This window comes from Gryllotalpicola koreensis, from assembly GCF_039538185.1.
In the GTDB taxonomy this organism is placed as follows: domain Bacteria; phylum Actinomycetota; class Actinomycetes; order Actinomycetales; family Microbacteriaceae; genus Gryllotalpicola; species Gryllotalpicola koreensis.
This window is the reverse complement of sequence record NZ_BAABBW010000002.1, coordinates 363,930-386,785: the sequence shown is the minus strand read 5'-3', so window position 1 is coordinate 386,785 and position 22,856 is coordinate 363,930. Positions and strand designations below refer to the sequence as shown.

The 22,856-nt window shown below is 70.7% G+C and carries 24 protein-coding genes; 2 read left to right on the top strand and 22 right to left on the bottom strand.

Going from position 1 to position 22,856, the window contains the following annotated elements; genetic code table 11:
- Position 1 precedes the first annotated feature (1 nt).
- From ABD708_RS06795 to rpsD, 21 genes are all read right to left on the bottom strand, one after another.
- On the bottom strand, positions 2-502 hold the full coding sequence (locus ABD708_RS06795) for a PH-like domain-containing protein (RefSeq protein ID WP_344752599.1): 501 nt from the start codon (positions 500-502) through the stop codon (positions 2-4).
- On the bottom strand, positions 495-1,805 hold the full coding sequence (locus tag ABD708_RS06790; RefSeq protein WP_344752598.1) for a dihydroorotase: 1,311 nt from the start codon (positions 1,803-1,805) through the stop codon (positions 495-497). Before ABD708_RS06790 ends, ABD708_RS06795 begins: the two co-directional genes overlap by 8 nt.
- Positions 1,805-2,752, bottom strand: coding sequence for an aspartate carbamoyltransferase catalytic subunit (locus ABD708_RS06785; RefSeq protein ID WP_344753369.1), 948 nt, complete (start codon positions 2,750-2,752; stop codon positions 1,805-1,807). The genes ABD708_RS06790 and ABD708_RS06785 overlap by 1 nt, the downstream gene beginning before the upstream one ends.
- A 1-nt stretch (position 2,753) precedes the next feature.
- Entirely contained in the window at positions 2,754-3,305 is a 552-nt protein-coding gene (gene pyrR / locus ABD708_RS06780) for a bifunctional pyr operon transcriptional regulator/uracil phosphoribosyltransferase PyrR (RefSeq protein ID WP_344752596.1), read from the bottom strand.
- 191 nt (positions 3,306-3,496) lie between these two features.
- Positions 3,497-5,416, bottom strand: coding sequence for a M3 family metallopeptidase (locus ABD708_RS06775; RefSeq protein WP_344752594.1), 1,920 nt, complete (start codon positions 5,414-5,416; stop codon positions 3,497-3,499).
- A gap of 42 nt (positions 5,417-5,458) precedes the next feature.
- The gene (nusB, locus tag ABD708_RS06770; protein ID WP_344752592.1) at positions 5,459-5,914 is read right to left on the bottom strand and encodes a transcription antitermination factor NusB; all 456 of its coding nucleotides are present in this window, start codon (positions 5,912-5,914) and stop codon (positions 5,459-5,461) included.
- A complete protein-coding gene (gene efp, locus ABD708_RS06765; RefSeq protein ID WP_344752591.1) occupies positions 5,914-6,477 on the bottom strand; it encodes an elongation factor P in 564 nt (187 codons plus the stop codon). Before efp ends, nusB begins: the two co-directional genes overlap by 1 nt.
- An 84-nt stretch (positions 6,478-6,561) precedes the next feature.
- Positions 6,562-6,996: a type II 3-dehydroquinate dehydratase gene (gene aroQ / locus ABD708_RS06760; protein WP_344752589.1), complete on the bottom strand. Its 435-nt coding sequence runs from the start codon at positions 6,994-6,996 to the stop codon at positions 6,562-6,564.
- Between the two features lie 141 nt (positions 6,997-7,137).
- The gene (locus ABD708_RS06755) at positions 7,138-7,872 is read right to left on the bottom strand and encodes a transglutaminase-like domain-containing protein (RefSeq protein ID WP_344752587.1); all 735 of its coding nucleotides are present in this window, start codon (positions 7,870-7,872) and stop codon (positions 7,138-7,140) included.
- Positions 7,869-8,351 carry a hypothetical protein gene (locus ABD708_RS06750; RefSeq protein ID WP_344752585.1) on the bottom strand — a complete coding sequence of 161 codons (483 nt, stop codon included), beginning with the start codon at positions 8,349-8,351 and terminating at the stop codon, positions 7,869-7,871. Before ABD708_RS06750 ends, ABD708_RS06755 begins: the two co-directional genes overlap by 4 nt.
- The gene (locus ABD708_RS06745; protein WP_344752583.1) at positions 8,348-8,998 is read right to left on the bottom strand and encodes a TetR/AcrR family transcriptional regulator; all 651 of its coding nucleotides are present in this window, start codon (positions 8,996-8,998) and stop codon (positions 8,348-8,350) included. The genes ABD708_RS06750 and ABD708_RS06745 overlap by 4 nt, the downstream gene beginning before the upstream one ends.
- Before the next feature lie 84 nt (positions 8,999-9,082).
- Positions 9,083-9,754 (bottom strand): hypothetical protein, encoded by a 672-nt coding sequence (locus tag ABD708_RS06740; protein ID WP_344752581.1) that lies wholly within the window; start codon positions 9,752-9,754, stop codon positions 9,083-9,085.
- A gap of 116 nt (positions 9,755-9,870) precedes the next feature.
- Entirely contained in the window at positions 9,871-10,953 is a 1,083-nt protein-coding gene (gene aroB / locus ABD708_RS06735; RefSeq protein WP_344752579.1) for a 3-dehydroquinate synthase, read from the bottom strand.
- The gene (locus ABD708_RS06730) at positions 10,950-11,453 is read right to left on the bottom strand and encodes a shikimate kinase (protein ID WP_344752576.1); all 504 of its coding nucleotides are present in this window, start codon (positions 11,451-11,453) and stop codon (positions 10,950-10,952) included. The genes aroB and ABD708_RS06730 overlap by 4 nt, the downstream gene beginning before the upstream one ends.
- A gap of 2 nt (positions 11,454-11,455) precedes the next feature.
- The gene (aroC, locus tag ABD708_RS06725; protein WP_344752574.1) at positions 11,456-12,679 is read right to left on the bottom strand and encodes a chorismate synthase; all 1,224 of its coding nucleotides are present in this window, start codon (positions 12,677-12,679) and stop codon (positions 11,456-11,458) included.
- A gap of 10 nt (positions 12,680-12,689) precedes the next feature.
- Positions 12,690-13,562, bottom strand: coding sequence for a shikimate dehydrogenase (locus ABD708_RS06720; RefSeq protein WP_344752572.1), 873 nt, complete (start codon positions 13,560-13,562; stop codon positions 12,690-12,692).
- Positions 13,559-15,088, bottom strand: coding sequence for an endolytic transglycosylase MltG (gene mltG, locus ABD708_RS06715; protein ID WP_344752570.1), 1,530 nt, complete (start codon positions 15,086-15,088; stop codon positions 13,559-13,561). Before mltG ends, ABD708_RS06720 begins: the two co-directional genes overlap by 4 nt.
- 23 nt (positions 15,089-15,111) lie before the next feature.
- Entirely contained in the window at positions 15,112-15,576 is a 465-nt protein-coding gene (gene ruvX / locus ABD708_RS06710; protein WP_344752568.1) for a Holliday junction resolvase RuvX, read from the bottom strand.
- Between the two features lie 7 nt (positions 15,577-15,583).
- On the bottom strand, positions 15,584-18,238 hold the full coding sequence (alaS, locus tag ABD708_RS06705) for an alanine--tRNA ligase (protein ID WP_344752566.1): 2,655 nt from the start codon (positions 18,236-18,238) through the stop codon (positions 15,584-15,586).
- A gap of 68 nt (positions 18,239-18,306) precedes the next feature.
- Complete coding sequence (locus tag ABD708_RS06700; RefSeq protein ID WP_344752564.1) at positions 18,307-18,492, bottom strand: hypothetical protein; 186 nt, start codon at positions 18,490-18,492, stop codon at positions 18,307-18,309.
- Between the two features lie 148 nt (positions 18,493-18,640).
- Positions 18,641-19,264, bottom strand: a complete 624-nt coding sequence (gene rpsD, locus ABD708_RS06695) for a 30S ribosomal protein S4 (protein WP_344752562.1) — start codon at positions 19,262-19,264, stop codon at positions 18,641-18,643.
- Between the two features lie 159 nt (positions 19,265-19,423).
- Here rpsD and ABD708_RS06690 point away from each other — a divergent pair, with 159 nt between their 5' ends.
- The gene (locus ABD708_RS06690; RefSeq protein WP_425553263.1) at positions 19,424-20,365 is read left to right on the top strand and encodes a GlxA family transcriptional regulator; all 942 of its coding nucleotides are present in this window, start codon (positions 19,424-19,426) and stop codon (positions 20,363-20,365) included.
- A 148-nt stretch (positions 20,366-20,513) separates the two neighbouring features.
- Positions 20,514-21,512, top strand: a complete 999-nt coding sequence (gene gap, locus ABD708_RS06685; RefSeq protein WP_344752558.1) for a type I glyceraldehyde-3-phosphate dehydrogenase — start codon at positions 20,514-20,516, stop codon at positions 21,510-21,512.
- 3 nt (positions 21,513-21,515) lie between these two features.
- On the opposite strand, the gene ABD708_RS06680 is transcribed toward gap, so the two are convergent.
- Positions 21,516-22,838 carry a replication-associated recombination protein A gene (locus tag ABD708_RS06680; RefSeq protein ID WP_344752556.1) on the bottom strand — a complete coding sequence of 441 codons (1,323 nt, stop codon included), beginning with the start codon at positions 22,836-22,838 and terminating at the stop codon, positions 21,516-21,518.
- Positions 22,839-22,856: the final 18 nt, after the last annotated feature.

Sequence of the window (22,856 nt, the reverse complement as noted above, 5' to 3'; positions counted from 1 at the left end):
GTCACACCTCGCTTTCTTGTGCGTTGAGAGAATCGATCGCGTCGTACAAGGCCCGGATCTTCTCCGGCTCGGTGACGCGGAAGTAGGAGTCGACCGTGGTCCCCGTGAGGTTCCAGGAGAGCACCAGCAGGCCGTCCTTCTCGACGGCCTTGTCGATCACGACCTGGGCGGGCGCGGCGCCGAGCAGATCGGACGCCGGCACCCAGACATCCTCCGACCCGGTGACGCTCAGCACCGCGCCGGAGCCGTAGACCGCGATGCCGCCCTGCGCACGGAATCCGAGTCCCGTGATCGCGAGCCGTTCGAGCGGCTTGCCGTGCGCGGTGGTGGCGACGTAGAGCGCGGCGGATGCCGCGAGCGGCGCGCCGAGATCACCGGGCACCTCGTGCGACGGCGTCAAGTGCGCCGAGCGGCGCACCATGGCGCGCCAGCCCTGCCACATGCCGAACAGCACGAGCAACAGGACGAGGACGACGATGAGGGTCGCAGCCCACTCAGGCACCGGCCACCTCCGCGAGCTCGAGCACGGCGCCGTCGGCGACGGTGCGCCGGCCCGCGTGGAAGGTGTGCACCACGCGGCCCGGCAGTTCGAGGCCGAGGTAGGGCGAGTTGACGCCCTTGCCGGCGAGGTCGGCCGTCGAGAACGAGCGGCTCGCCCCGGGGTCGTACAGCGTGACGTTCGCCGGCGCGCCCACGACGAGCCCGTCGGCGTAGCCGCCGAGCGAGCCGATCTCGGCCGGCTTCGCGCTCATGACGCGGGCCACGTCTGCCCAGTCGAGGCGCCCGTCGGCGACGAGCGCGGCGTGCACGACGGAGAGGGCGGATTCCAGCCCCACCATGCCGTTCGCGGCGACGTCCCACTCGGTGTCCTTCGCCTCGACGGGATGCGGGGCGTGGTCGGTGGCGACGATGTCGATCGTGCCGTCGACGAGCGCTTCGCGCAGCGCCTCGACGTCCTCGCGGGTGCGCAGCGGCGGGTTCACCTTGTAGCGGGCGTCGTAGCCGCGCACGAGGTCCTCGGTGAGCAGCAGGTGGTGCGGCGTGACCTCGGCGGTGACGTCGATGCCGCGTGACTTCGCCCAGCGGATCACCTCGACCGACCCCGCCGTCGAGACGTGGCAGACGTGCAGGCGGCTTCCCACGTGCTCGGCCAGCAGCACATCGCGGGCGATGACGGATTCCTCGGCGACGGCCGGCCAGCCGGCGAGCCCCAGCTCGCCCGAGAGCGCGCCCTCGTTCATCTGGGCGCCCTGCGTGAGCCGAGGCTCCTGCGCGTGCTGGGCGATGACGCCGCCGAAGGCCTTCATATACTCGAGCGCGCGGCGCATGAGCAGCGGGTCGGCGACGCAGAAGCCGTCGTCGCTGAAGACGCGCACCTGCGCGCGGCTGGCGGCCATCGCGCCGAGCTCGGCGAGCCGCTCCCCCTTGAGGCCGACCGTGACCGCGCCGATGGGGCGCACCGTGGCGTACCCCGCGGCCTCGCCGAGCGAGAGCACCTGCTCGACGACGCCCGCGGTGTCGGAGACCGGCGAGGTGTTCGCCATCGCGAAGACCGCCGTGTAGCCGCCCGCCGCCGCCGCGCGCGTGCCGGTGAGCACCGTCTCGGACTGCTCGTAGCCGGGCTCGCGCAGGTGCGTGTGCAAGTCGACCAGGCCGGGAAGGGCGATCAGCCCGTCGGCGTCGATCACCTCGGCATCCGTCTCGGTCACGTCGTTGCCGAGCTCGACGATCACTCCGTCTTCGATGAGCAGGTCGGCGCGTTCCCCGTCGGGCAGCGTCGCGCCCTCGATCAGATACGAACCCATCAGCTCTCCTCACCTGCAAGCAATAGATACAGCGCCGCCATGCGCACCGATACCCCGTTGGCGACCTGCTCGCGCACGGTCGAGCGGGGCGAGTCGGCGGCCGCCGCCGAGATTTCGAGGCCCCGGTTCATGGGGCCGGGGTGCATCACGATCGTGTCGCCCGCGAGCCGTGCGAGGCGCTCGTCGTCGAGGCCCCAGGTGCGGGCGTACTCGCGCTCGCTCGGGAAGAACGCGGCATGCATCCGCTCGCCCTGGATGCGCAGCATCATGAGCACGTCGGGCACGCCCTCGTCGATGGCCGCGTCGAGGTCGTAGCCGATCGTCACCGGCCAGGTCGTGGTGTCGACGGGCACGAGCGTCGGCGGGGCGACGAGGGTGACCTCGGCGCCGAGCGTGTCGAGCAGCCAGACGTTCGAGCGGGCGACGCGGGAGTGCAGGATGTCGCCGACGATCGTCACCGCGACGCCGTCGAGCGCCTTCCCGCGGCTCGCCGCGCCGTGCAGCCGCCGCCGCATGGTGAACGCGTCGAGCAGCGCCTGCGTGGGGTGCTCGTGCATGCCGTCGCCCGCGTTGATCACACCGGCGTCGATCCAGCCGCTGGTCGCGAGGGTGAAGGGGGCGCCTGAGGCCTGGTGCCGGATCACCACCCCGTCGGCGCCCATCGCCTGCAGTGTCTGTGCGGTGTCCTTGAGGCTCTCGCCCTTGCTCACGCTCGAGCCCTTGGCGCTGAAGTTGATGACGTCGGCCGAGAGGCGCTTCGCCGCGGCCTCGAAGCTGATGCGAGTGCGGGTGGAGTCCTCGAAGAACAGGTTCACGACGGTTTTGCCGCGCAGCGTCGGGAGCTTCTTGACCTCGCGGTTCTGCACGTCGGCCATGTCCTCGGCGATGTCGAGGAGGTGGATCGCGGATTCCCGGGAGAGGTCCTTGGTGGAGAGGAGGTGGCGCATCTCAGGCATCCGCCCCCTCGCGCTTGCTCTCGATCGCGACGAACTCGTCGCCGTCGTGCTCCGCGAGGTGCACGTTGATGCGCTCGTCGTAGGCCGACGGCAGGTTCTTGCCGACGAAGTCCGCGCGGATCGGCAGTTCGCGGTGCCCGCGGTCGACGAGCGCGGCGAGGCGCACGATGCGCGGCCGGCCGATGTCGTTCAACGCGTCGAGCGCCGCCCGGATCGTGCGGCCGGAGAACAGCACGTCGTCGACGAGCACCACGGTCGCCCCGTCGATCGAGGCCGGCACGCTGGTGCGCCCCGGCGTGCGGGTGCGGGTGTGGGCGAGGTCGTCGCGGTACATGGTGACGTCGAGGCTGCCGGCGAAGACCGCGCTGCCCGGCTCGATCTCCGCGATGTTCGCGGCGATGCGTTGGGCGAGCGTCACGCCGCGGGTCGGGATGCCGAGGATGACGAGGCCCTCCGTTCCCCGATTGGACTCGAGGATCTCGTGGGAGATCCGGGTCAACGCTCGGGCGATGTCAGCCTCACTCAGCACGGTTCTCGTGCTCATCCGCCGACTCCCTTCTCCGCCTCACGGGACGGTCTTTAAAGAGTGCCTACTCGCATCACCCTATCAGGGCGACCACCAGCGAATCGGGAGCCCCCTGAGCGCGTCCGGCGCACTTGTTTGCGCCACTACGATCCGCTTTGCGCTACTCGGATCCGAGGCGCGCAAAGCGGATCCTGATAGCGCGCGCGACCTTACTTGCCGGCGAGCCAGTCTCCGAACGCGCCGAACGCGTACGGCCGGCCGAGGAAGTCCTCGACGAGCTCGGCCGCATCCTTCGTGCCGCCGGGGGCGAGCACCAGGTCGCGGTAGCGGTGCGCGGCGGCCTCGTCGAACATGTCGTCGCGGTCGAATGACGCGAAGAGGTCGGCGGCGATGACCTTGCTCCACATGTAGGTGTAGTACGCGCTCGAGTAGCCCGTGAGGTGACCGAAGGAGACGTGCTGATGATCGTCGGGCAGCGGGGCGAGCACGTCGTACTCGGCCTGAAGCCGACGCGCATACTCAGTGCGGTCGGCGGGCCGGTCGCGGTGCAGGAAGTACGAGACCGCCGTGTAGTACAGCTGGCGTGCGACGGCCTGGCCACGGCCGAATGCGTTGGCCGCCCGCATCCGCTCGACGAGGTCGGCCGGGATCGGCGCGCCGTCGTCGTCCGTCGCGAAGGTCTGCAGCACGCCGGCATCCCACGCCCACTCCTCGAACAGCTGGCTGGGCGCCTCGACGAAATCCCACTCGGTCGTGATGCCGCTGAGCGCCGCGAACTCGTGCCGCGACGCGATGAGTTGGTGCACCAGGTGCCCGAACTCGTGGAACAGCGTCACGACCTCGGAGTGCAGCAGCGGCCCGCGGTTGAAGTTGCAGGCGAGCGCGGCCGAGGCGAGCTGTCGGCCCGCGACGCCCTGCTGCAGCCCGAAGGCGGCGGCGTGCTTGAACTTGCCGTCGCGTGGGTGCAGGTCGAGGTAGATGCGGCCGAGCGGCGCACCGCCCGCCGCGACGTCGTAGACGTGCACCTCGGGGTGCCACCGCGGGGCATCCGCCACCTCGCTGTACTGCAGCCCGAAGAGCCGACTCGTCACGTCGAGCAGCCCCTGCCGCACTTTCGCGATATCGAGATAGCGGCGTGCGAGCTGCGTGTCGACGTCGAATTCGGCGCGGCGCACGAGTTCGAGCGCGTGCATATTGGCCGAGAAATCGACGGATGCCTGTGTCGGGTCTTCTTTCTGCAGGGCGGCGAGCAGCACCGCGTAGTCGGCCTGTGCCTGCGGCGCCACCGTCTCGTGCAGCCGCGCGATGAACTCCTCGATCGCGGCGGCCGAGCCGGTCATCTTGGTCTGGCTGTCGAGTTCGGCCCAGCTGCCGAAGCCGAGCAGCGCCGCCTTCTGCGCGCGCAACTCGAGCAACTCGGCGAGGATGCCGTCGTTGGTGGGCCACGCACGGTTCTGGCTCGCGATGGTGAGCTCGCGGCGCGCGTCGGCGTCGACGGCGTAGGTGCGGAAGGGGACGAGATCGGGGTAGTCGGTCGTGACGGTGACGAGGCCGTCTTCGTCGACCGGGTGCGCCGCGATCCAGTCGGCGGGCAGGCCCGCGAGGCGCTCGGGCGCGAGCCGCACGCTGCGCACGTCGTCGCGGATGTTGCGGCTGAAGTCCTGCGAGAGCTCGGTGATGCGTTCATCGAGGGCTGCGACCTCGGCGCGGGTCTCGGCGGGCAAGTGGACGCCGGCGAGGCGGAAATCGCGCAGCAGCCGCGTGAGGCGTCGGCTTGCCTCCGTCGAGAGCCCAGCAGGCTCGAGGGCGGCCACCAGCTCGTACAGCTCGGTGTCCTGCTGGCGCTCGGTGGCGAGGCGGTCAGCCTCGCGCGCGCGGTCCTCGAAGAGCTTCCGCACCGCCTCGTCGGGGTGCACCTCGCTGAGCAGTTCGGACGCCGCCGCGACGTCGCCGATCGCCATGTCGCCGTCGTTCCACAGCGCGAGCACCTCGGCGGCACTGCGCGGCGAGCCGTCTTTCAGCGCGGCGACGCTCGCGTGGAATCCGTCGATCAGTGCTCGGGTGTGGGCTTCCGCCCACCCGAGCCAATCGGCGTCGACGGCGGGCAGTTCGAGCGGCGACAGGGGCATACCCGCACCCTATCCGGGCCGGTCGCCCGCAAGCACCGCTGCCTACTCCGCGGGCACCTCGGCCGGGGCATCCGTCGCCCCGTCGTCCCCCGTGGTCTGCGCGATCTTGGCGAGCAGGCCGTTGATGAAGCCCGACGAGTCCTCCGTCGAGAGCACGGTGGCCGCCTCGACGGCCTCCGAGATCGCGACACCGGTCGGCACCTCGGGGTTGTAGAGCAGCTCCCACACGCCGATGCGCACGATGGCGCGGTCGACGAGGGGCATGCGGGCAAGCGTCCAGCCGTGCGAGTAGGTCTCGATGAGCTCGTCGATCTCGGCGCGGTGGTCGTTGACGCCGTCGACGATGTCGCGGGCGTACAGCCAGGAGGCCTCGCGGGCGGGCTCGTTCGCGGCGCGCTCGGCCTCGGCCGCCAGGGCCTGCGGGATCGGGATGCCGCGCAGGTCCGCCACGTAGAGGATGTCGAGGGCCCGCTTGCGGGCCTTCGTGCGTGCGCTCACTAGTCGTTCACGCGGCCGAGGTAGTCGCCCGTGCGGGTGTCGACCTTGACCTTCGTGCCGGTCTCGAGGAACAGCGGAACCTGGATCTCGTAGCCGGTCTCGAGCGTCGCGGGCTTGGTGCCGGCGCTCGAGCGGTCGCCCTGCAGGCCCGGCTCGGTGTAGGTGACCTCGAGCACGACCGATGCGGGGAGCTCGACGTACAGCGGGTTGCCGTTGTTCATCGCGATCGTCACGATCTGGTTCTCGAGCATGAAGTGCGCCGCGTCGCCGACGGTGGCAGCCGGCACGTTGATCTGGTCGTAGTCGGTCTGGTCCATGAAGACGAACGAGTCGCCGTCGTTGTAGAGGTACTGGTAGTCGCGGCGGTCGACGGTCTCGATGTCGATCTTCGTGCCGGCGTTGTAGGTCTTGTCGACGACCTTGCCCGTGACGACGTTCTTCATCTTCGTGCGGACGAACGCGCCGCCCTTGCCCGGCTTGACGTGCTGGAACTCGACGATGCTCCAGAGCTGGCCGTCGATGTTGAGGACGACGCCGTTCTTGATGTCAGCGGTTGAAGCCATGGGGAATCCGTTCGATGTCTCGAGTTGCAAGTGTGCGGGGCCGGCTGTGCAGCCAAAAGGGCCTCGGCAAGCCTACCAGCGGGCTCAGCGCGCGAGCTGGGCGAGGGCCAGCCGGTATGAGTCGAAGCCGAAGCCCGCGATCACCCCGGTGGCGACGGCGGTGATGACGCTCGTGTGGCGGAACTCCTCGCGGGCGTGCGGGTTCGAGATGTGCACCTCGATGAGCGACACGCCTGAGCTCGTCACGTACTGCACGGCGTCGTGCACCGCGATCGAGTAGTGGGTCCACGCGCCCGCGTTCAGCACGACCGGCGTCTTCGCCTGGGCGGCCGCGTGCAGCCAGCCGAGCAGCTCACCCTCGTGATCGGTCTGGCGCACCTCGACGGTGGCGCCGAGCGCCGCGGCATCCTCCTCGAGCAGCGCGCGCAGGTCGTCGAGCGTCTCGCTGCCGTAGATCTCGGGCTCGCGGGTGCCGAGGGTGCCGAGGTTGGGGCCGTTCAGGACGAGCACGTGGGTCACGGTCGCCAGACTACTGGCCGAGCCGCGGGGCTCGCTTGCGGAAGAGATTCGGGCGAGGATGCGGCGTGTCGGCACCGTCGTTCGGCGTGTCGCTCCGGATCCCTTCCCTTGCGTGGGCAGGGCACCCGGCCCCGACAGGGGTCAGGCCGCGATGCGGCGCAGGATCGGGTCGGCGAGAGCGCGGCTCGGCGCGCAGAGCGTCTGACCGAAGCGGGCGAACACCGTGTCGCGATCAGCGAAGTGCCCCAGGTCGGCTCGCACGAAGTGCGACAGATCGTACGGGTCCCCCGCATCTCCGTGCCCGTCCCAGTCGACGGCGCAGCGCCCGGCCGCCTCGAACAGGGTCTCTGCACCCTGGTTGCGGAAGCCGCGCCCGCCACGGCATCCGATCGCCCCGAACAGCTCGGAGGCGGGCCGCCACTCCCCCGCGATCTCGAATTCGGGCCACACGAGAAGCACCTGAGCGGGCAGGAGGCGTCGCACCCGCGGGAAGCGCGGGTACCAGAAGGAGCGGTCGACGAGAAGTGCGCGTGCGCGAGTGGCGATGCCGAGGCCGCGCGCCGCGCTCTCGAGGATCGCCAGCCGCTGGCTGCACGATCCGAAGCCGCGCGCAAGCGTGCGCGACGCCGGTGTGGTCTCCTCCAGTGCGTAGACGGCGCGCACCTCGTCGCGGATGAGCGCGTAGGCGGCTTCCAGAACGGCCGACGGGCCTTCGGGCTTCGCATCGCAGCCCGCTCGGGCGATCAGACCGCGGATCTCCGCCGAACGATGGTCGAGGATCGCGGTCGCCGCGGTCGAACCCCGCTCGTCCCTCGACGTCGGCGGCTTCGCGAGCCGCCGATACCACGGCGTGATGAGCGCGGTCGGCGTCATCATTCGTCGCGGCCGATCCGGTCGCGGCGCAGCGCCAGCCGTGAGGTGGTCCACCACCCGAGAACCACTGCGGCAGATGTCGCGAGGGTGTACGCGATCGCGACGGCGGCGGGCTCTGTCGGGTGCCCGAAGATCAGCCATTGCACCAGGTAGCCCCATGCGCCGCCGTACAGCGCGAATGCCGTGACATGAGTCAGGTCGCGACGTCGGCGGCGGAGCCGGAGGCCGAGCAGGAACGCCAGCGGCGAGCCGGCGACGGTCGCCGCGAAACTCACGGGCACTCCGAAGACCGTCGCAATGATGCCGAACCCCGTCTCTCCTTCACCGATCCCGAACCCGATGCCGCCCAGGAACACGCCGATCGGTTGGAACCAGAGCCAGGCGCACGCGGCGCCGCGGGCGAACTCGCCGAAGGTGAACGCGCGCGGCAGCTCATCAGTGCGCGGCGACGTGGTGCCGTAGCGGGTCTCGAGGGTGCTCATGCCCCGACCTCGGCGACCAGATCGAGCAGCTTCCGCACCGGAGCGCGCACGCCCGGCACCCGCAGCAGCGGCAGCGCGGCCGTGAACAGGCGCAGACCCTGCTCGAGGAGGCGAGTGGTGTTGCGCTGCTCGGGCGAACGGTCGTAGCTCCAGTACAGGCAGAGCAGCAGGTAGGCGAGCCAGAGCGCGTGCGGCATCCGTGCCCCGAGATCCTTCGGCAACGTCTGCCTCGCGCCCGTCAGCGCGTCGCGGAAGAGCCCGACCGTGATGCTGCGCGCCGGCTCGGACTCCGGCGAGGTGGGATTGAGCGGCGAGTTCGGGTCGACCATGGCGGTGAGGAATCCGGACGCATAGTCCCGGAACGGCGCGAGCTGCTCGAGCCCTGCGCGGAAGACGATGCCGAGTCGGGTCGCGAGGTCGTCGCTCGTCGCGAGCAGCGGGGCCGCGGCCGCGCGGTGTGCCTGCTGCACCTCGAGGTACAGCTCCTGCACGAGGTGGTTCTTGGTCGGGAAGTAGTAATACGCGTTCCCGAGCGAAACCCCCGCCTGCGTCGCGATGGTGCGCATCGTCGTCGCCTCGAAGCCCTGCTCGCGGAACGACCGCAGCGCGATACCCCTGATGAGCTCGCGGGTCTGTGCCGACTTCATGCTCGGCATCCGTTTTTGAACACGTTCAAAAAATATGACAGACGGATGCCGGGCGCAAGCAGGCACCGCCAGAAACCTGCCCGCTCACTCCTCCGCGACGACGAGGCCCTTCGCCGAGCAGAGCTCGCGGGCGGTCTGCGCGAGCGCCCGCTGATACACGGAGACGGCGGTGCCGTCGACGGTGCACGCGGCGAGGGGCGGCACGGGAAGACGCCAGGTGACGGTCGACAGCCGCACGCACCCGGCGGTCGGCGCCGGCACGGGCGCGAGCGAGGCGAGCGGCGCCGGCTGCGAGACGACGCCGAAGCCGGGCAGCTTCCCCGGGGCGGGGCCGCCGCTCGCCGTGTAGGTCTTGTCGACCGACTGCAGCCCGGTGAGCGCCCACGAGCCGCCGTCGCTCGTCGCGAAGACGACGCAGTCCCGGCCCAGCACCTGCTGCTGCCTCGCGAGCTGGTCGAGCTGTTCGACAGCCTCGGCGTTGCGGATGAGGGCAGCGCAGACCACCACAGGGTCGACCCGGGGCACGTCGGAGCCCGTGCGCTCCGTGACGCCGGCATCCCAGCTGTAGTCCGGCGCGGCGTCAACGCCGTAGCAGTCGACGGTGTGCGGCGCGGGCTTCGCCGCGGGCTGCGGCACGAGGTCGGCATTGAGCCGGCCGGTCGAGAGCAGGCCGGCGACGGCAAGAGCGGCGGCCACCCCGCCGGCGATCCACAAGGTGCGCTGCCGGCGCCGGTGCGGAGGCGCCCCGACACTCATGGTCAGACCGTACCCCGGTAGGAATACACCCGAAGGTTCAGTTCGGGTCGCTGGCTGCGCGAGTATGCAGCCCAAGCGCACCCCTCGGGGCAGCGCAGGGCCGAAACGCAGGCAGGCTAGACGCCGACCTCCTGATAGGCGGCGAAGAGCAGCGACTCGTCGGGGCCGCGCAGCACCGTCGGGCGCGCGATGTCGTCGAGCACGATGAAGCGCATCATCGCGCCGCGCGCCTTCTTGTCGCGCCGCATGGTCGCGAGCAGCATCTGCCAGCGGCCGAGCGGATAGGTGGTCGGCAGCGTGAGGGAGGTGAGGATGCTGCGATGCCGATCGGCCGCCGCATCCGACAGCCGCCCGGCGAGCCTCGACAGCTCGGCGGCGTACACCATGCCCACCGAGATCGCCGCGCCGTGTCGCCACTGGTAGCGCTCGGCGTGCTCGATCGCGTGGCCGAGGGTGTGACCGTAGTTGAGGATCTCGCGCAGGCCGGATTCCTTGAAGTCCTCCCCCACGACGCGCGCTTTGAGCGCGATGGAGAGCTCGACGACGCGGCGGAACTCGTCGCTTGCGGCATCCGTCGCCTTCTCGACGTCCGCCTCGACGATCTCGAGGATCTCGGGCTCGGCGATGAAGCCGCACTTCACGATCTCGGCGAAGCCCGCGAGCACGTCGTTGCGCGGCAGACTCGAGACGGTGTCGAGGTCGGCGACGACCGCCGAGGGGGCGTAGAAGGATCCGACGAGGTTCTTGCCCTCTGCGGTGTTGATGCCGGTCTTGCCGCCGACGGCGGCGTCGACCATGCCGAGCACGGTCGTCGGCACTTGGATCAGCTTGACGCCGCGCAGCCAGGTCGCGGCGACGAAGCCCGCGAGATCGGTGGCCGCGCCGCCGCCGAAGCCGATGACCGCGTCGGAGCGGGTGAAGTCGGCCTGGCCCATGATCTGCCAGCAGAACGCGGCGACCTCGACGCGCTTCGAGGCCTCGCCGTCGGGCACTTCGGCGAGGAGCACCTGGTAGCGCCCGGCCAGCGACTCGCGCAGCTCGGCCGCCGCGGCCGCGAGTGTCGGCGGGTGCACGATGAGCACCTTGGCGACGTCGCCGCCGAGCTGGTCGGCGAGTCCGGCACGGATGCCGTAGCCGACCGTGACGGTGTACGGGTCGGCGCCGGGCACCGGGATCTGCGTGATGTCGCTTGTGCTCATTCGGCGAATTCCTTTCCCGAGTGGATCCACTTCGCCAGCTCCTGCGCGATCTGGTCGCGCGGGCGGTTCGCAGTCTCGACGCGTCGGTCGGCGAGCCGCTCGTAGAGGGGGCGACGGGCGGCGACGAGCGCTTTCCACGACTCGATGTCGGGCACGAGTGGGCGCTTCCCGTCGAGCTTGATGCGGCCCTCGACCGAGTCGGCGTCGACATCGAGCAGCACGACCACATGGCTCTTGAGGTCCTGCTGCGTGTGCTCGTCGAGTACGGCGCCGCCGCCGAAGGAGATGATCGCGTCCTGCGCGAGCGCTTCGAGCACGGCCGCGCGCTCGAGGCGGCGGAAGTACGGCTCGCCGTGCTCGGCGAAGATGTCGGTGATGGCGCCGTGGTCGCGCACGATGATCGCGTCGGTGTCGATGAAGTCCTTCCCGAGGAGCTTCGCGAGCTTCTTGCCGACCTTCGACTTGCCCGCGGCAGGTGGGCCGATGAGGACGATCGCCACGGTCAGGCCCCGGCGCCCGATGCGCTGGGGGCCGTCGAGACCGCCGTGCGCAGCGTCGCGGGGATCGCGGCGACGTAGGCGTCGAGATTGCGCTTCGTCTCGGCCAGCGAGTCGCCGCCGAACTTCTCGAGCACGGCATCCGCCAGCACGAGCGCGACCATCGCCTCGGCGACGACGCCGGCGGCAGGCACAGCGGACACATCCGAGCGCTGGTGGTGCGCGGGCGCGGCCTCGCCGGTTGAGACGTCGATCGAGCGCAGCGCGTGCGGAACGGTCGCGATCGGCTTCATGCCGGCGCGCACCCGCAGCACGGTCCCGGTGGACATGCCGCCCTCTGTGCCGCCGGCCTTGTCGCTGGTGCGCTCGATGAGGCCGTCGTCCACGACGAGTTCGTCGTGCGCCTGCGAGCCGCGGCGCCGGGTGGTCTCGAAGCCGTCGCCGATCTCGACGCCCTTGATCGCCTGGATGCTCATGAGGGCCTGCGCGAGGCGGCCGTCGAGCTTGCGGTCCCACTGCACGTGCGAGCCGAGCCCGACCGGCACGCCGTAGGCGAGGACCTCGACGACGCCGCCGAGGGTGTCGCCCTCCTTGTGCGCGGCGTCCACCTCGGCGACCATGAGCGCGCTCGTAGCCGGATCGAAGCAGCGCAGCGGGTCGGCGTCGAGCGCCGCGACATCGCCGGGCACCGGCAGCGGCGAGCCCTCGGGCACGCGCACCGGCCCGATCGACAGGGTGTGCGCGACGGTCTCGACGCCGAGCTCGCGCAGGAAGGACTTGGCGATCGCGCCGAGCGCGACGCGGGCGGCGGTCTCGCGGGCGCTCGCCCGCTCGAGCACGGGGCGGGCCTCGTCGAAGCCGTACTTCTGCATGCCGACGAGGTCGGCGTGGCCTGGGCGGGGCCGGGTGAGCGGCGCGCCCCGGCCGCCACTGAGCACGGCTGGGTCGACGGGCTCAGGGCTCATGACGTCGACCCACTTCGGCCACTCGGTGTTGCCGATGCGCAGCGCGACGGGGCTGCCCATGCTGAAGCCGTGGCGCACCCCGCCCGACAGCGTCAGCTCGTCCTGCTCGAACTTCATGCGCGCGCCGCGGCCGTAGCCGAGCTTGCGGCGGGCCAGATCGCCCTGGATCTCCTCGATCCTGACCGGGACACCGGCGGGAAGACCCTCGAGCATGGCGATCAGTTCGGGTCCGTGCGATTCCCCTGCGGTGAGCCAACGAAGCATGAAAGCAAGATTACCGGGGTGCCGGAGTGCCGTCCGCCGCGAGGCCGACCGCCGCCAGCATGGCGGAGAGCACGGATTCCTCATTCGGAAGCGGCGCGAACGGGTCACCCGTCACGAAGATGCGCACCTGCAGCAGCGCCTGATGCACGAGCATGGCCAGGCCGCCGAGCACGACTCCCCCGGCATCCGCCCATGCCCGCCCCAGCGTCGTCGGCCACGGCTCGTACGCCACGTCGAGCAGAGGGACCCGGGCGCGGAAGCCCGCGGAGAACGCGAGAGGCGCCTCGGCCCCGCCCGGCAGCGTGCTCACGACCAGCTCCGTCGCGTCGTCGTCGCGCGGCGCAGCGAACTCCGCGATCTCGATCGTGAGGCCGACGGATGCCGCGAGCGGAACGAGCGCCTGGGCGCGCTCCGGCGCCCGCACGCTCACCCGCACGCTCTCTGCCCCGAGCTCGCTCGCGGCGACGATCGCCGACGCGGCCGTCGCTCCCCCGCCGAGCACGTGCGCGTGCCGCGCGGACGTGACCCCCGCCGCCCGCAGCGCCCGGACGATGCCGGGCACATCGGTGTTGAAGCCGGTGCGGTGCACCGTGTCGCCGCCCCACTGGAGCAGGACGGTGTTGACGGCTCCGGTGAGCTCGCCGATGCGGTCGATGCGGTCGAGGTGCGGCTGGATCGTCTGCTTGAGCGGCATCGTGAGGGACAGTCCGCGCCATGCCGTGTCACGCGACTTCACGAACGCCGCGAGCGTCGTCTCGTCGATCTCGTGCCGCTCGTACACCCAGGGCAGCCCGAGCACGCCATAGGCGGCGGCGTGCAGCTGCGGCGACTTCGAATGGGCGATCGGCTTCCCGAGCACCGCCAGTCGTGTCTCGCCGCTCACCCGCACCACGTCTTGTTCGCCGGGTCCTTGCACCAGGTCTGCAGCTGCTGCACGTTCGCGTTCTGCTCGTCGAGGGTCTTGGCGAACGCCGTCTTGCCGGTCTGCAGGTTCACGGTCGTGAAGTACAGGTAGTCGCCCTGCGGCGCGAGCGCCGCCCTGAGCGCCGCCTCGCCCGGATTCCCGATCGGCCCGGGCGGCAGGCCCTTGTGCACGTAGCTGTTGTACGGGTTCGACGCGTCGGCGCGCTCGGAGTCGGTCGTGAACACGGTGTCGAAGGTGCCGAGGCCGTAGTGGACGGTCGCATCCGACTGCAGCGGCATGCCCTTCGCGATGCGATTCGTGAAGACGCCGGCGATGAGGGGCGGATCGTCGGGGTTCGGCCCCGTCTCCGCCTGCACGACCGAGGCGAGGATCACCGTGTTCCAGAGCCGGTTCTGGTCGCTCGGCATGCCGACGTCCTGGAACGCCTGCTTCGCGCGATCGACCATCGTCGTGATCACCGCGTCGGGTGTGACGCCCGGGTCGAAGGTGTACGTCGCCGGGAACAGGAACCCCTCGAGGGACTTCGCCTGCGGCGGCAGTCCGAACTTCGCGGGGTTGGCCGCGGCCGATTTCAGCTGATCGAGCGGGATGCCGGTCGCGGTCGACGCATTCTGCAGGATCGTCGCCTCGCGGTCGCCCTCGCGGATCAGCAGCGTGTGCGCGAGCTTCGACTTGGGGTCCTGCAGCAGCGCGAGCGCACTCGCGGCGCTCATCCGCTTGCGCAGCTGGTAGACGCCGGGCTGCAGGTTCGGGTCGGGCTTCGTCGACAGCAGCAGCTGGTAGAAGGCATCCGGCGTCTTCGTCACCCCGGCGTCGGCGAGGGTGCGCGCGATCGCCGAGCCCGTGTCGCCCTGCTTGATCGTGATCTGCACCGAGCCGGTGCCGTCGCCCGTGTAGTCCGTCTGCTTCGGCTGGAAGTGCTCCATCACGGCCTGCACCTGGGGCTTGAAGGTGTTCCAGGCGTAGAGCCCGCCGCCGCCGATGAGGGCCAGGATCACGACGATCGAGATGATCCAGGTCGCGGCGCGGCGCCCGCCGCCGCCCTTGCGCGGCGGCTTCGGCGGCTTCCTGCCGCCGCGCCCGCCACCGTCGTCGTGATGGTGCGTGGCGGCGTGCAGCCAGGCGAAATCGCCGTGCTCCGTCTCGTGAGCAGCCGAGGAGTCGACGGATGCCTGCTCGGGTGCGGCTTGCGCCGGGATCGTCGGCGTCTGCGCCGTCACCGGGTGCGCTGCCCACATGGCGGCGCCGGTCGGCGTCTTCTCGGCCGGCGAGGGCTCGACCCGGGATTCAGGTTCGGGCTGGGGCGCCGCTGCCTGCGGCTCCGGCTGCCCTGCCTGCGGCTCCGGCTGCCCTGCCTGCGCGGCCCGTTCCGCCTCGGCGCGCGCCGCCATCTCCCGGGCCTCACGCCGCGTGCGCGGCTGCCTGGGCTGCCCGGTAGCGACGTTCGGGTCGTGCTGCTCGGGCGGCGTGGCTCGGAAAGTCACGTGGGAAGCGCTCCTTACGGGGGTCAGGAACTCGGCGGCAGGACTTCGCTGCCCGCCGGCCGGCCGGTGGACCGCTCGGCGTCGAGCGCGTGCTGCAGGATGATCGCAGCCGCAGACTGGTCTACCACGCTACGCGACTTCCGTGAATTCTTGCCCGACTGGCGCAGCGACACGGTGGCCGTCACGGTCGACAGGCGCTCGTCGACGAGGCGCACGGGAACGGCGACGGCCGCGGCGAGGCGTTCGGCGAAGCCGACCGCGTCCTCCGTGCTCGCCGTGCGGCGGCCCGAGAGGGCGAGCGGCAGCCCGACCACGAGCTCGATCGCCTCGTGCTCGGTGACGAGCTGGGCGATGCGGGCGACGTCGGCCCCGGCATCCGATCTCGGCACGGTCTCGAGCGGAGACGCCAGGAAGCCGGACGCGTCGGAGCGGCTGACGCCGATCCGCACGGTGCCCACATCGACGCCGAGACGGATGCCGGTGCGCACGTCTCCCCTAGGCGCCGAGCGCGTCGGCGATGGCCGAAAGCGCGGCAGGGACGGCTGCGATGTCCGCGCCGCCGCCCTGCGCGAGGTCGTCCTTGCCGCCGCCGCGGCCGCCGAGCACGCCGGCGGCGACGGAGACGAGCGCGCCCGCCTTGGCGCCGGCGTCGCGCGCGGCCTGGTTGGTCGCCACGATCACGATCGGCCGCTCAGAGACGGTCGCCGTGAGCGCCACGACGGCCGGGTCGCTGCCGAGCCGCTCGCGCACGCTCATGGCGAGCTGGCGCAGCTCGTCGCCGCCCCGCAGCTGGCCGGCATCCTGGGCGACGAGGCGCACCGCGCCGACGCGCGAGGCGGTCTCGACGAGCGCCGGCACGCGCTCGAGCAGCTGCTTCGCCTCGAACTGCGCGATCTTCTTCTCCGCGGCCTTGAGATTCGCGACGAGCTCGGAGATGCGCTCGGGCAGCTTCTCGCGCGGGGTCTTGAGGTTTGTGGTCAGCTCGGTGACGATCGCGCGCTCGGCGGCGAGGTCGCGGAATGCCTCGATGCCGACGAGCGACTCGACGCGGCGGTTGGTCGACCCGACCGACGACTCGCCGATCAGGTTGATCATGCCGATCTCGGAACTGCCGGCGACGTGCGTGCCACCGCACAGCTCGCGGCTCCATGGGCCGCCGATCTCGACCATGCGCACCTGATCGCCGTACTTCTCGCCGAACAACGCCATGGCTCCGAGGGCCTTCGCGTCGGCGAGCGGCAGCACACGGGTGGTCACCTGCAGGTTCTCGCGGATCGCGTTGTTCGAGATCTCCTCGAGCTCGCTGCGGGTCTCCGCCGACAGCGGCTTGTTCCACGAGAAGTCGAGGCGCAGGTAGCCGGCCTTGTTGTACGAGCCGGATTGGTGCGCGTTCGGCCCGAGCAGCTGGCGCAGGGCAGCGTGCACGATGTGCGTGCCGGAGTGCGCCTGGTTGGCGCCGCGACGGTACTCCTGGTCGACGACACTGGTCGCCTTGGCGCCCACGCCGACCTCGCCGACGCTCACGCGCACCGTGTGGCTGATGAGGCCGGCGACCGGCCGCTGCACGTCGAGCACCTCGAGCTCGTAGCCGGGGCCGACGATGGTGCCCTGGTCGGCGTCCTGGCCGCCCGCCTCGGCATAGAGCGCCGTCTCCTTGAGGATCACCTCGGCGACCTCGCCCTCTCGGGCACGGTCGACCGCGACCCCGTCGACGATGATGCCGAGCACCTCTGAGTCCGTCGTGAAATCGGTGTAGCCGGTGAACACCGTCTCGCCGAGAGTGCGGAACGGGCTGTAGACCGAGAGGTCCGCGATCTGGCCCTTCTTCGCGCGGGCGTCGGCCTTGGCCCGCTGACGCTGCTCCTGCATGAGCGTGTCGAACGCGGCGCGGTCGACCGCGAGGCCCGCCTCGTCGGCGATCTCGAGCGTCAGGTCGATCGGGAAGCCCCAGGTGTCGTGCAGCAGGAACGCGGTGTCGCCGGAGAGCTGCGACTTGCCCGCCGCCTTGGTTTCGGCGACGGCCGTGTCGAGGATCGTGGTGCCGCCCGCGAGCGTGCGCAGGAAGGTCTCCTCCTCGGCGTAGGCGGCGTGCGAGATGCGGCCGAAGTCCGTCTCGACCTCGGGATACGCGGCCTTCATGGCGTCGCGGCTCGCCGTGAACAGCTCGGGGAAGACCGCGGTGTCGACGCCCATCAGGCGCATCGCGCGCACGGTGCGGCGCAGCAGGCGGCGCAGGATGTAGCCGCGGCCGTCGTTCGACGGGGTGACGCCGTCGCTGATCAGCATCAGCGAGGAGCGCACGTGGTCGGAGACGACGCGCAGGCGCACGTCCTCCTCGTGGTTCGCGCCGTACGTCTTGCCCGCGATCTGTGCCGCCCGGTCGAGCACCGGCCGCACCTGGTCGATCTCGTAGAAGTTCCCGACGCCCTGCTTGATGAACGCGATGCGCTCGAGGCCGGCGCCCGTGTCGATGTTCTTCTGCGGCAGCTCCCCCACGACGGTGAAGTCGTACTTCGACTTCACGTCCTTGATGAGGTACTGCATGAAGACGAGGTTCCAGATCTCGACGTAGCGGTCGTCGTCGGTGGCCGGGCCGCCGTCGACGCCGTACGCGGGGCCGCGGTCGAAGAAGATCTCCGAGCACGGGCCGGCCGGCCCGGGCTGCCCCGTCGACCAGTAGTTCGTGTCCTTGCCGAGTCGTTGGATGCGCGCTGGGGATGCCCCGACCTTGAGCCACTCGTTGTAGGCCTCGTCGTCGTCCTCGTAGACGGTGAACCAGAGGTCCTTCTCGTCGAAGCCGAGGCCGCCCTGGTTCTCGGGGGTGAGCAGCAGGTCCCAGGCGTACTGGATGGCCTCTGCCTTGAAGTAGTCGCCGAACGACCAGTTGCCGAGCATCTGGAAGAAGGTGCCGTGCCGCGGGGTCTTGCCGACCTCTTCGATGTCGAGCGTGCGGATGCACTTCTGCACGTCGGCGACGCGGGGGTACGGGGCGGGCACGACGCCCGTCAGGTACGGCACCCAGGGCACCATGCCCGCGATCGTGAACAGCAGCGACGGGTCGTCGCTGATCAGCGAGGCGGAGGGGACGATGGTGTGCTCGCGCTGCGCGAAGAAGTCGAGGAAGCGGCTGTGGATCTCAGAAGTGAGCATCGAAGAGGGGTTCTGCCTGTGGGGTGCGAAGGGTGTGCAGGTGGATCGGTGCGAGCGGATGCCCGGCCTCAGGCCTCTGGCGTGCGCAGCTCTGCCTCGCGCGCGTGGTAGCCGTCGGCCACCGCGGCGCCGAACTCGCGCGCCTTCGCGTCGAGGTCGCTGAAGAAGCGATGGCCCTGCTCGGTGCGGTTGAACTGATGGGCTGCGACGAACCCGAGCACGACGCCGAAAACGAGGGCGAGGAAGGTCTTCATGTGTTAGCTCCGTAGTCCGCAGATTTAAAGGCGAAGAGCGGATGCCGCAAGGCATCCGCTCTCCAGGGTATATGGCCGAGTGACAGCGCCAGTCGCGAGCGAACTGTGCTTGTCGATCGCCGCCGCTTCGGCGGCGATGTACACGGTGCTAGCGCGCCGCGTAGTACTCGACGACCAGCTGGGTCTCGCACTGCACGGGGACCTCGGCGCGCTTCGGCAGGCGCACGAGGCGGGCCTGCAGCTTGTCGATCTCGACCTCGAGGTAGCCGGGGACCTTGGGCAGCACGTCGAGGTGGCCGCCGGCGGCCGCGACCTGGAACGGCTCGGTGCCCTCGGACTTGGGCTTGACGTGGATGAGCTGGCCCGGCTTCACCTTGAACGACGGGCGGTCGACGATCTTGCCGTCGACGAGGATGTGGCGGTGCACGACGAACTGGCGGGCCTGCGAGGTGGTGCGGGCGAAGCCGGCACGCAGCACGAGGGCGTCGAGACGGGTCTCGAGCAGCTCGACCAGGTTGTCACCGGTCATGCCGGCGCGGCGGTGGGCCTCGTTGAAGGCGATGCGCAGCTGCTTCTCACCCAGGTCGTACTGGGCGCGCAGGCGCTGCTTCTCGCGCAGGCGGACGGCGTAGTCGCTGTCGGCCTTGCGCTTGGTGCGGCCGTGCTCACCGGGGGCGTAGGGGCGCTTCTCGAGGTAGCGCGCAGCCTTCGGGGTGAGCGGGATGCCGAGGGCACGGGAGAGGCGGGTCTTGCTACGTGACTGCGAGGACACGTGGTTCCTTTCGATTCTGTGATCTCCTCATCGGAGCGCGTGCGTTCGATGCGCACGTGAACCGCCCTAACGGAGAGCGGTCATCGTCTAGTGGGATTCGTTGAGGGGCCCAAAGGGCACCGACACAACCTGACTAGATTACCAGACGTGCCCGAACCCCTGCGTCGCGTCGCCGTGCTGGTGCTCGAGGGGGCGAAGCCCCTCGACGTCGGCATCCCGGCGCAGGTGTTCACGACGCGGGCGAGCATGCCGTACGAGGTGCGGGTATGCGGGCCTGCGCCCGGCTTGGTGGCCGGTGGCGACGGTCTTTCCTACCACGTCGCGCACGGGCTCGAGGCGCTCGAGTGGGCCGACCTCGTGTTCGTCCCCGGCTACCGCTTCCCCGACCGCGACGACCCGCCGGCCGCCGCCGTCGAGGCGCTGCAGCGCGCGCACGCGCGCGGCGCGAAGCTCGCCGCCATCTCGACGGGCGCCTTCGCGCTCGCGGCGACGGGGCTGCTCGACGGGAAGCGCGCCACGACGCACTGGCACTACACGCGGGCGCTCGCGGCCCGGCATCCGCTCGTCTCCGTCGACGAGAACGTGCTGTTCGTCGACGAGGGCAGCGTGCTGACCTCGGCCGGCGCGGCCTCCGGCATCGACCTGTGCCTGCACATCCTGCGCGGCGAGCAGGGCGTCGCGGTGTCGAATCACGCCGCGCGGCGGCTCGTCGCGGCGCCCTATCGCAGCGGCGGCCAGGCACAGTATGTGCCGCGCAGCGTGCCCGAGCCGCTGGGCGAGCGCTTCGCGGCGACGCGCGAGTGGGCGCTCACGCGGCTCGGCGACCCGCTCACGCTCGACGCGCTCGCCCGGCACGCCGCGGTGTCGCCGCGCACCTTCTCACGGCGCTTCGTCGAGGACACCGGCTACACCCCGATGCAGTGGGTGATGCGCGCCCGCATCGACGTGGCCCGCGAGCTGCTCGAGCGATCGGAGCAGAGCGTCGAGCAGATCGCGGCCGGCGTCGGCCTTGGCACGGCGGCGAACCTCAGGCTGCACTTCCAGCGCATCCTCGGCACGACTCCGAGCGAATACCGGCGCACCTTCTCTCGCGGCGAGTAGCGGCGAAGCTCCCACAACGGATGCCTGGCGAGATCCTTACGGACCATGGCGCTCGCGCCGCTGTCCTGGGCGCGCCACCCGTTTCACGATCGTTGAGGAGCGCGCAGAGCGCGCGTCTCGAAACGATCTGATCTGAAGGAACCGCCCCATGACCCGCATCGCCATCAACGGCTTCGGACGCATCGGCCGCAACGTGCTGCGCGCCCTGCTCGAGCGCGACAGCGCCCTCGAAGTCGTCGCCGTCAACGACCTCACCGAGCCCGCCGCACTCGCGCGCCTGCTCGCCTTCGACTCGACCGCCGGCCGCCTCGGCCGCCCTGTCTCCGTGGACGGCGACGTGCTCGTCGTCGACGGCCGCCGCATCCGCGTCACCGCAGAGCGCGAGCCCGCGAAGCTGCCCTGGGCCGAGCTCGACGTCGACCTCGTGCTCGAGTCGACCGGCCGCTTCACCTCGGCGACCGCCGCCCGCGCGCACCTCGAGGCCGGCGCGAAGCGCGTGCTCGTGAGCGCGCCCTCCGACGGCGCCGATGTGACGCTCGCCTATGGCGTGAACACCGACGCCTACGACCCCGCGGCGCACACCATCATCTCGAACGCCTCGTGCACGACGAACGCCCTCGCGCCGCTCGCGGCGGTGCTCGACGAGCTCGCCGGCATCGAGCACGGCTTCATGACGACCGTGCACGCCTACACGCAGGAGCAGAACCTGCAGGACGGCCCGCACCGCGACGCCCGCCGTGCCCGCGCCGCCGGTGTGAACATCGTGCCGACGACGACCGGCGCGGCGAAGGCCATCGGCCTCGTGCTGCCGCAGCTCGACGGGAAGCTGTCGGGCGACTCGATCCGCGTGCCCGTGCCCGTCGGCTCGATCGTCGAGCTCAACACGACCGTCGCCCGCAAGGTGACCCGCGACCAGGTGCTCGCCGCATACCGCGCCGCGGCCGACGGCCCGCTCGCCGGCATCCTCGAGTACTCGGAGGACGCGCTGGTCTCCTCCGACATCGTCGGTGTCGCGGCATCCTCGATCTTCGACTCCGCGCTCACCCGCGTCGACGGGAAGCACGTCAAGGTCGTCGCCTGGTACGACAACGAATGGGGCTTCTCGAACCGGGTTGTCGACACCTTGGAGCTGCTCGCCGCCTCGTGAGCCTCAGCGCCGGCGGATGATGCGCTTCAGCTTCTCCCATCGGGAGGCGATGTCGCGCTCGTTGCCGTGGTCGGTCGGCCGGTAGTACTCGACGTTCTTCAAGGTGTCGGGCAGGTACTGCTGACCGACCACACCGAGCTCGTCGTCGTGGGGGTAGATGTAGCCCTTGCCGTGCCCGAGCTTCTTCGCGCCCGCGTAGTGCGCGTCGCGGAGATGCTTGGGCACACGGCCGGCCTTGCCCGCTCGCACATCGGCGAGGGCGGCGTCGAGCGCCATGTAGCTCGCGTTCGACTTCGGCGCGGTGGCGAGGTGCACGGTGGCCTGCGCGAGCGGGATGCGACCCTCGGGCATGCCGATGTACTGCACGGCGTCGGCCGCCGCCACCGCGACGCCCAGCGCGGTCGGGTCGGCCATGCCGATGTCCTCAGAGGCGGAGACGATCAAGCGGCGGGCGATGAACCGCGGGTCCTCGCCCGCCTCGATCATGCGGGCGAGGTAGTGCAGCGCGGCGTCCGCATCGGATCCCCTGATCGACTTGATGAACGCGCTGATGACGTCGTAGTGCTCGTCGCCGTCGCGGTCGTAGCGCAGCAGTGCCCGGTCGACGGCGCGCGAGACCTGCTCGGCCGTGATCGTCGTCTGCTGTTCGGAATCGGCGGTGACGGATGCCGCCTCGAGCGCCGTGAGCGCGCGACGCGCATCGCCCGAGGAGAGCTGCACGATCACGGCCCGGGCGTCGGGCTCGAGCTCGAAGCGGCCGCCGAGGCCGCGCGGGTCGGCAACGGCTCGGTCGACGAGGGCGCCGAGGTCGTCTTCCGTGAGCGTCTCGAGCGTCAGCAGCAGAGAGCGCGAGAGCAGCGGCGAGATGACGGAGAACGACGGATTCTCGGTCGTGGCCGCCACCAGGATGACCCAGCCGTTCTCGACGCCGGGCAGCAGCGCGTCCTGCTGGGCCTTCGTGAAACGGTGGATCTCATCGAGGAAGAGAACCGTCGAGATGCCGTAGAGATCGCGATTCGACATCGCCTCGTCCATCACCTGGCGCACGTCGCGGACGCCGGCCGTGACGGCGGACAGCTCGACGAAGCGCCGGCCGGATGAATGGGCGATGACCTGCGCGAGCGTCGTCTTGCCGGTGCCAGGCGGGCCCCACAGGATGACCGAGACCGAGCCGCGCTCCCCCGTCTTGTCGTTCGCGAGCGCGACGAGCGGCGAACCGGGCGTCAGCAGATGACGCTGACCGGCGACCTCGGCGAGGCTCTTCGGTCGCATGCGCACCGCGAGCGGGACCGCGCCGCTGCGCAGACCCACCCGTGCATCAGACATAGAACAACTGTACGACAG

Coding starts and splice junctions, on each gene's coding strand:
- ABD708_RS06790 (WP_344752598.1), bottom strand. CDS start 1,805: ATGGGTTCGTATCTGATCGAGGGCGCGACGCTGCCCGACGGGGAACGC.
- ABD708_RS06785 (WP_344753369.1), bottom strand. CDS start 2,752: ATGCGCCACCTCCTCTCCACCAAGGACCTCTCCCGGGAATCCGCGATC.
- pyrR (WP_344752596.1), bottom strand. CDS start 3,305: ATGAGCACGAGAACCGTGCTGAGTGAGGCTGACATCGCCCGAGCGTTG.
- ABD708_RS06775 (WP_344752594.1), bottom strand. CDS start 5,416: ATGCCCCTGTCGCCGCTCGAACTGCCCGCCGTCGACGCCGATTGGCTC.
- efp (WP_344752591.1), bottom strand. CDS start 6,477: ATGGCTTCAACCGCTGACATCAAGAACGGCGTCGTCCTCAACATCGAC.
- ABD708_RS06755 (WP_344752587.1), bottom strand. CDS start 7,872: ATGATGACGCCGACCGCGCTCATCACGCCGTGGTATCGGCGGCTCGCG.
- ABD708_RS06750 (WP_344752585.1), bottom strand. CDS start 8,351: ATGAGCACCCTCGAGACCCGCTACGGCACCACGTCGCCGCGCACTGAT.
- ABD708_RS06745 (WP_344752583.1), bottom strand. CDS start 8,998: ATGAAGTCGGCACAGACCCGCGAGCTCATCAGGGGTATCGCGCTGCGG.
- ABD708_RS06740 (WP_344752581.1), bottom strand. CDS start 9,754: ATGAGTGTCGGGGCGCCTCCGCACCGGCGCCGGCAGCGCACCTTGTGG.
- aroB (WP_344752579.1), bottom strand. CDS start 10,953: ATGAGCACAAGCGACATCACGCAGATCCCGGTGCCCGGCGCCGACCCG.
- aroC (WP_344752574.1), bottom strand. CDS start 12,679: ATGCTTCGTTGGCTCACCGCAGGGGAATCGCACGGACCCGAACTGATC.
- alaS (WP_344752566.1), bottom strand. CDS start 18,238: ATGCTCACTTCTGAGATCCACAGCCGCTTCCTCGACTTCTTCGCGCAG.
- ABD708_RS06700 (WP_344752564.1), bottom strand. CDS start 18,492: ATGAAGACCTTCCTCGCCCTCGTTTTCGGCGTCGTGCTCGGGTTCGTC.
- gap (WP_344752558.1), top strand. CDS start 20,514: ATGACCCGCATCGCCATCAACGGCTTCGGACGCATCGGCCGCAACGTG.
- ABD708_RS06680 (WP_344752556.1), bottom strand. CDS start 22,838: ATGTCTGATGCACGGGTGGGTCTGCGCAGCGGCGCGGTCCCGCTCGCG.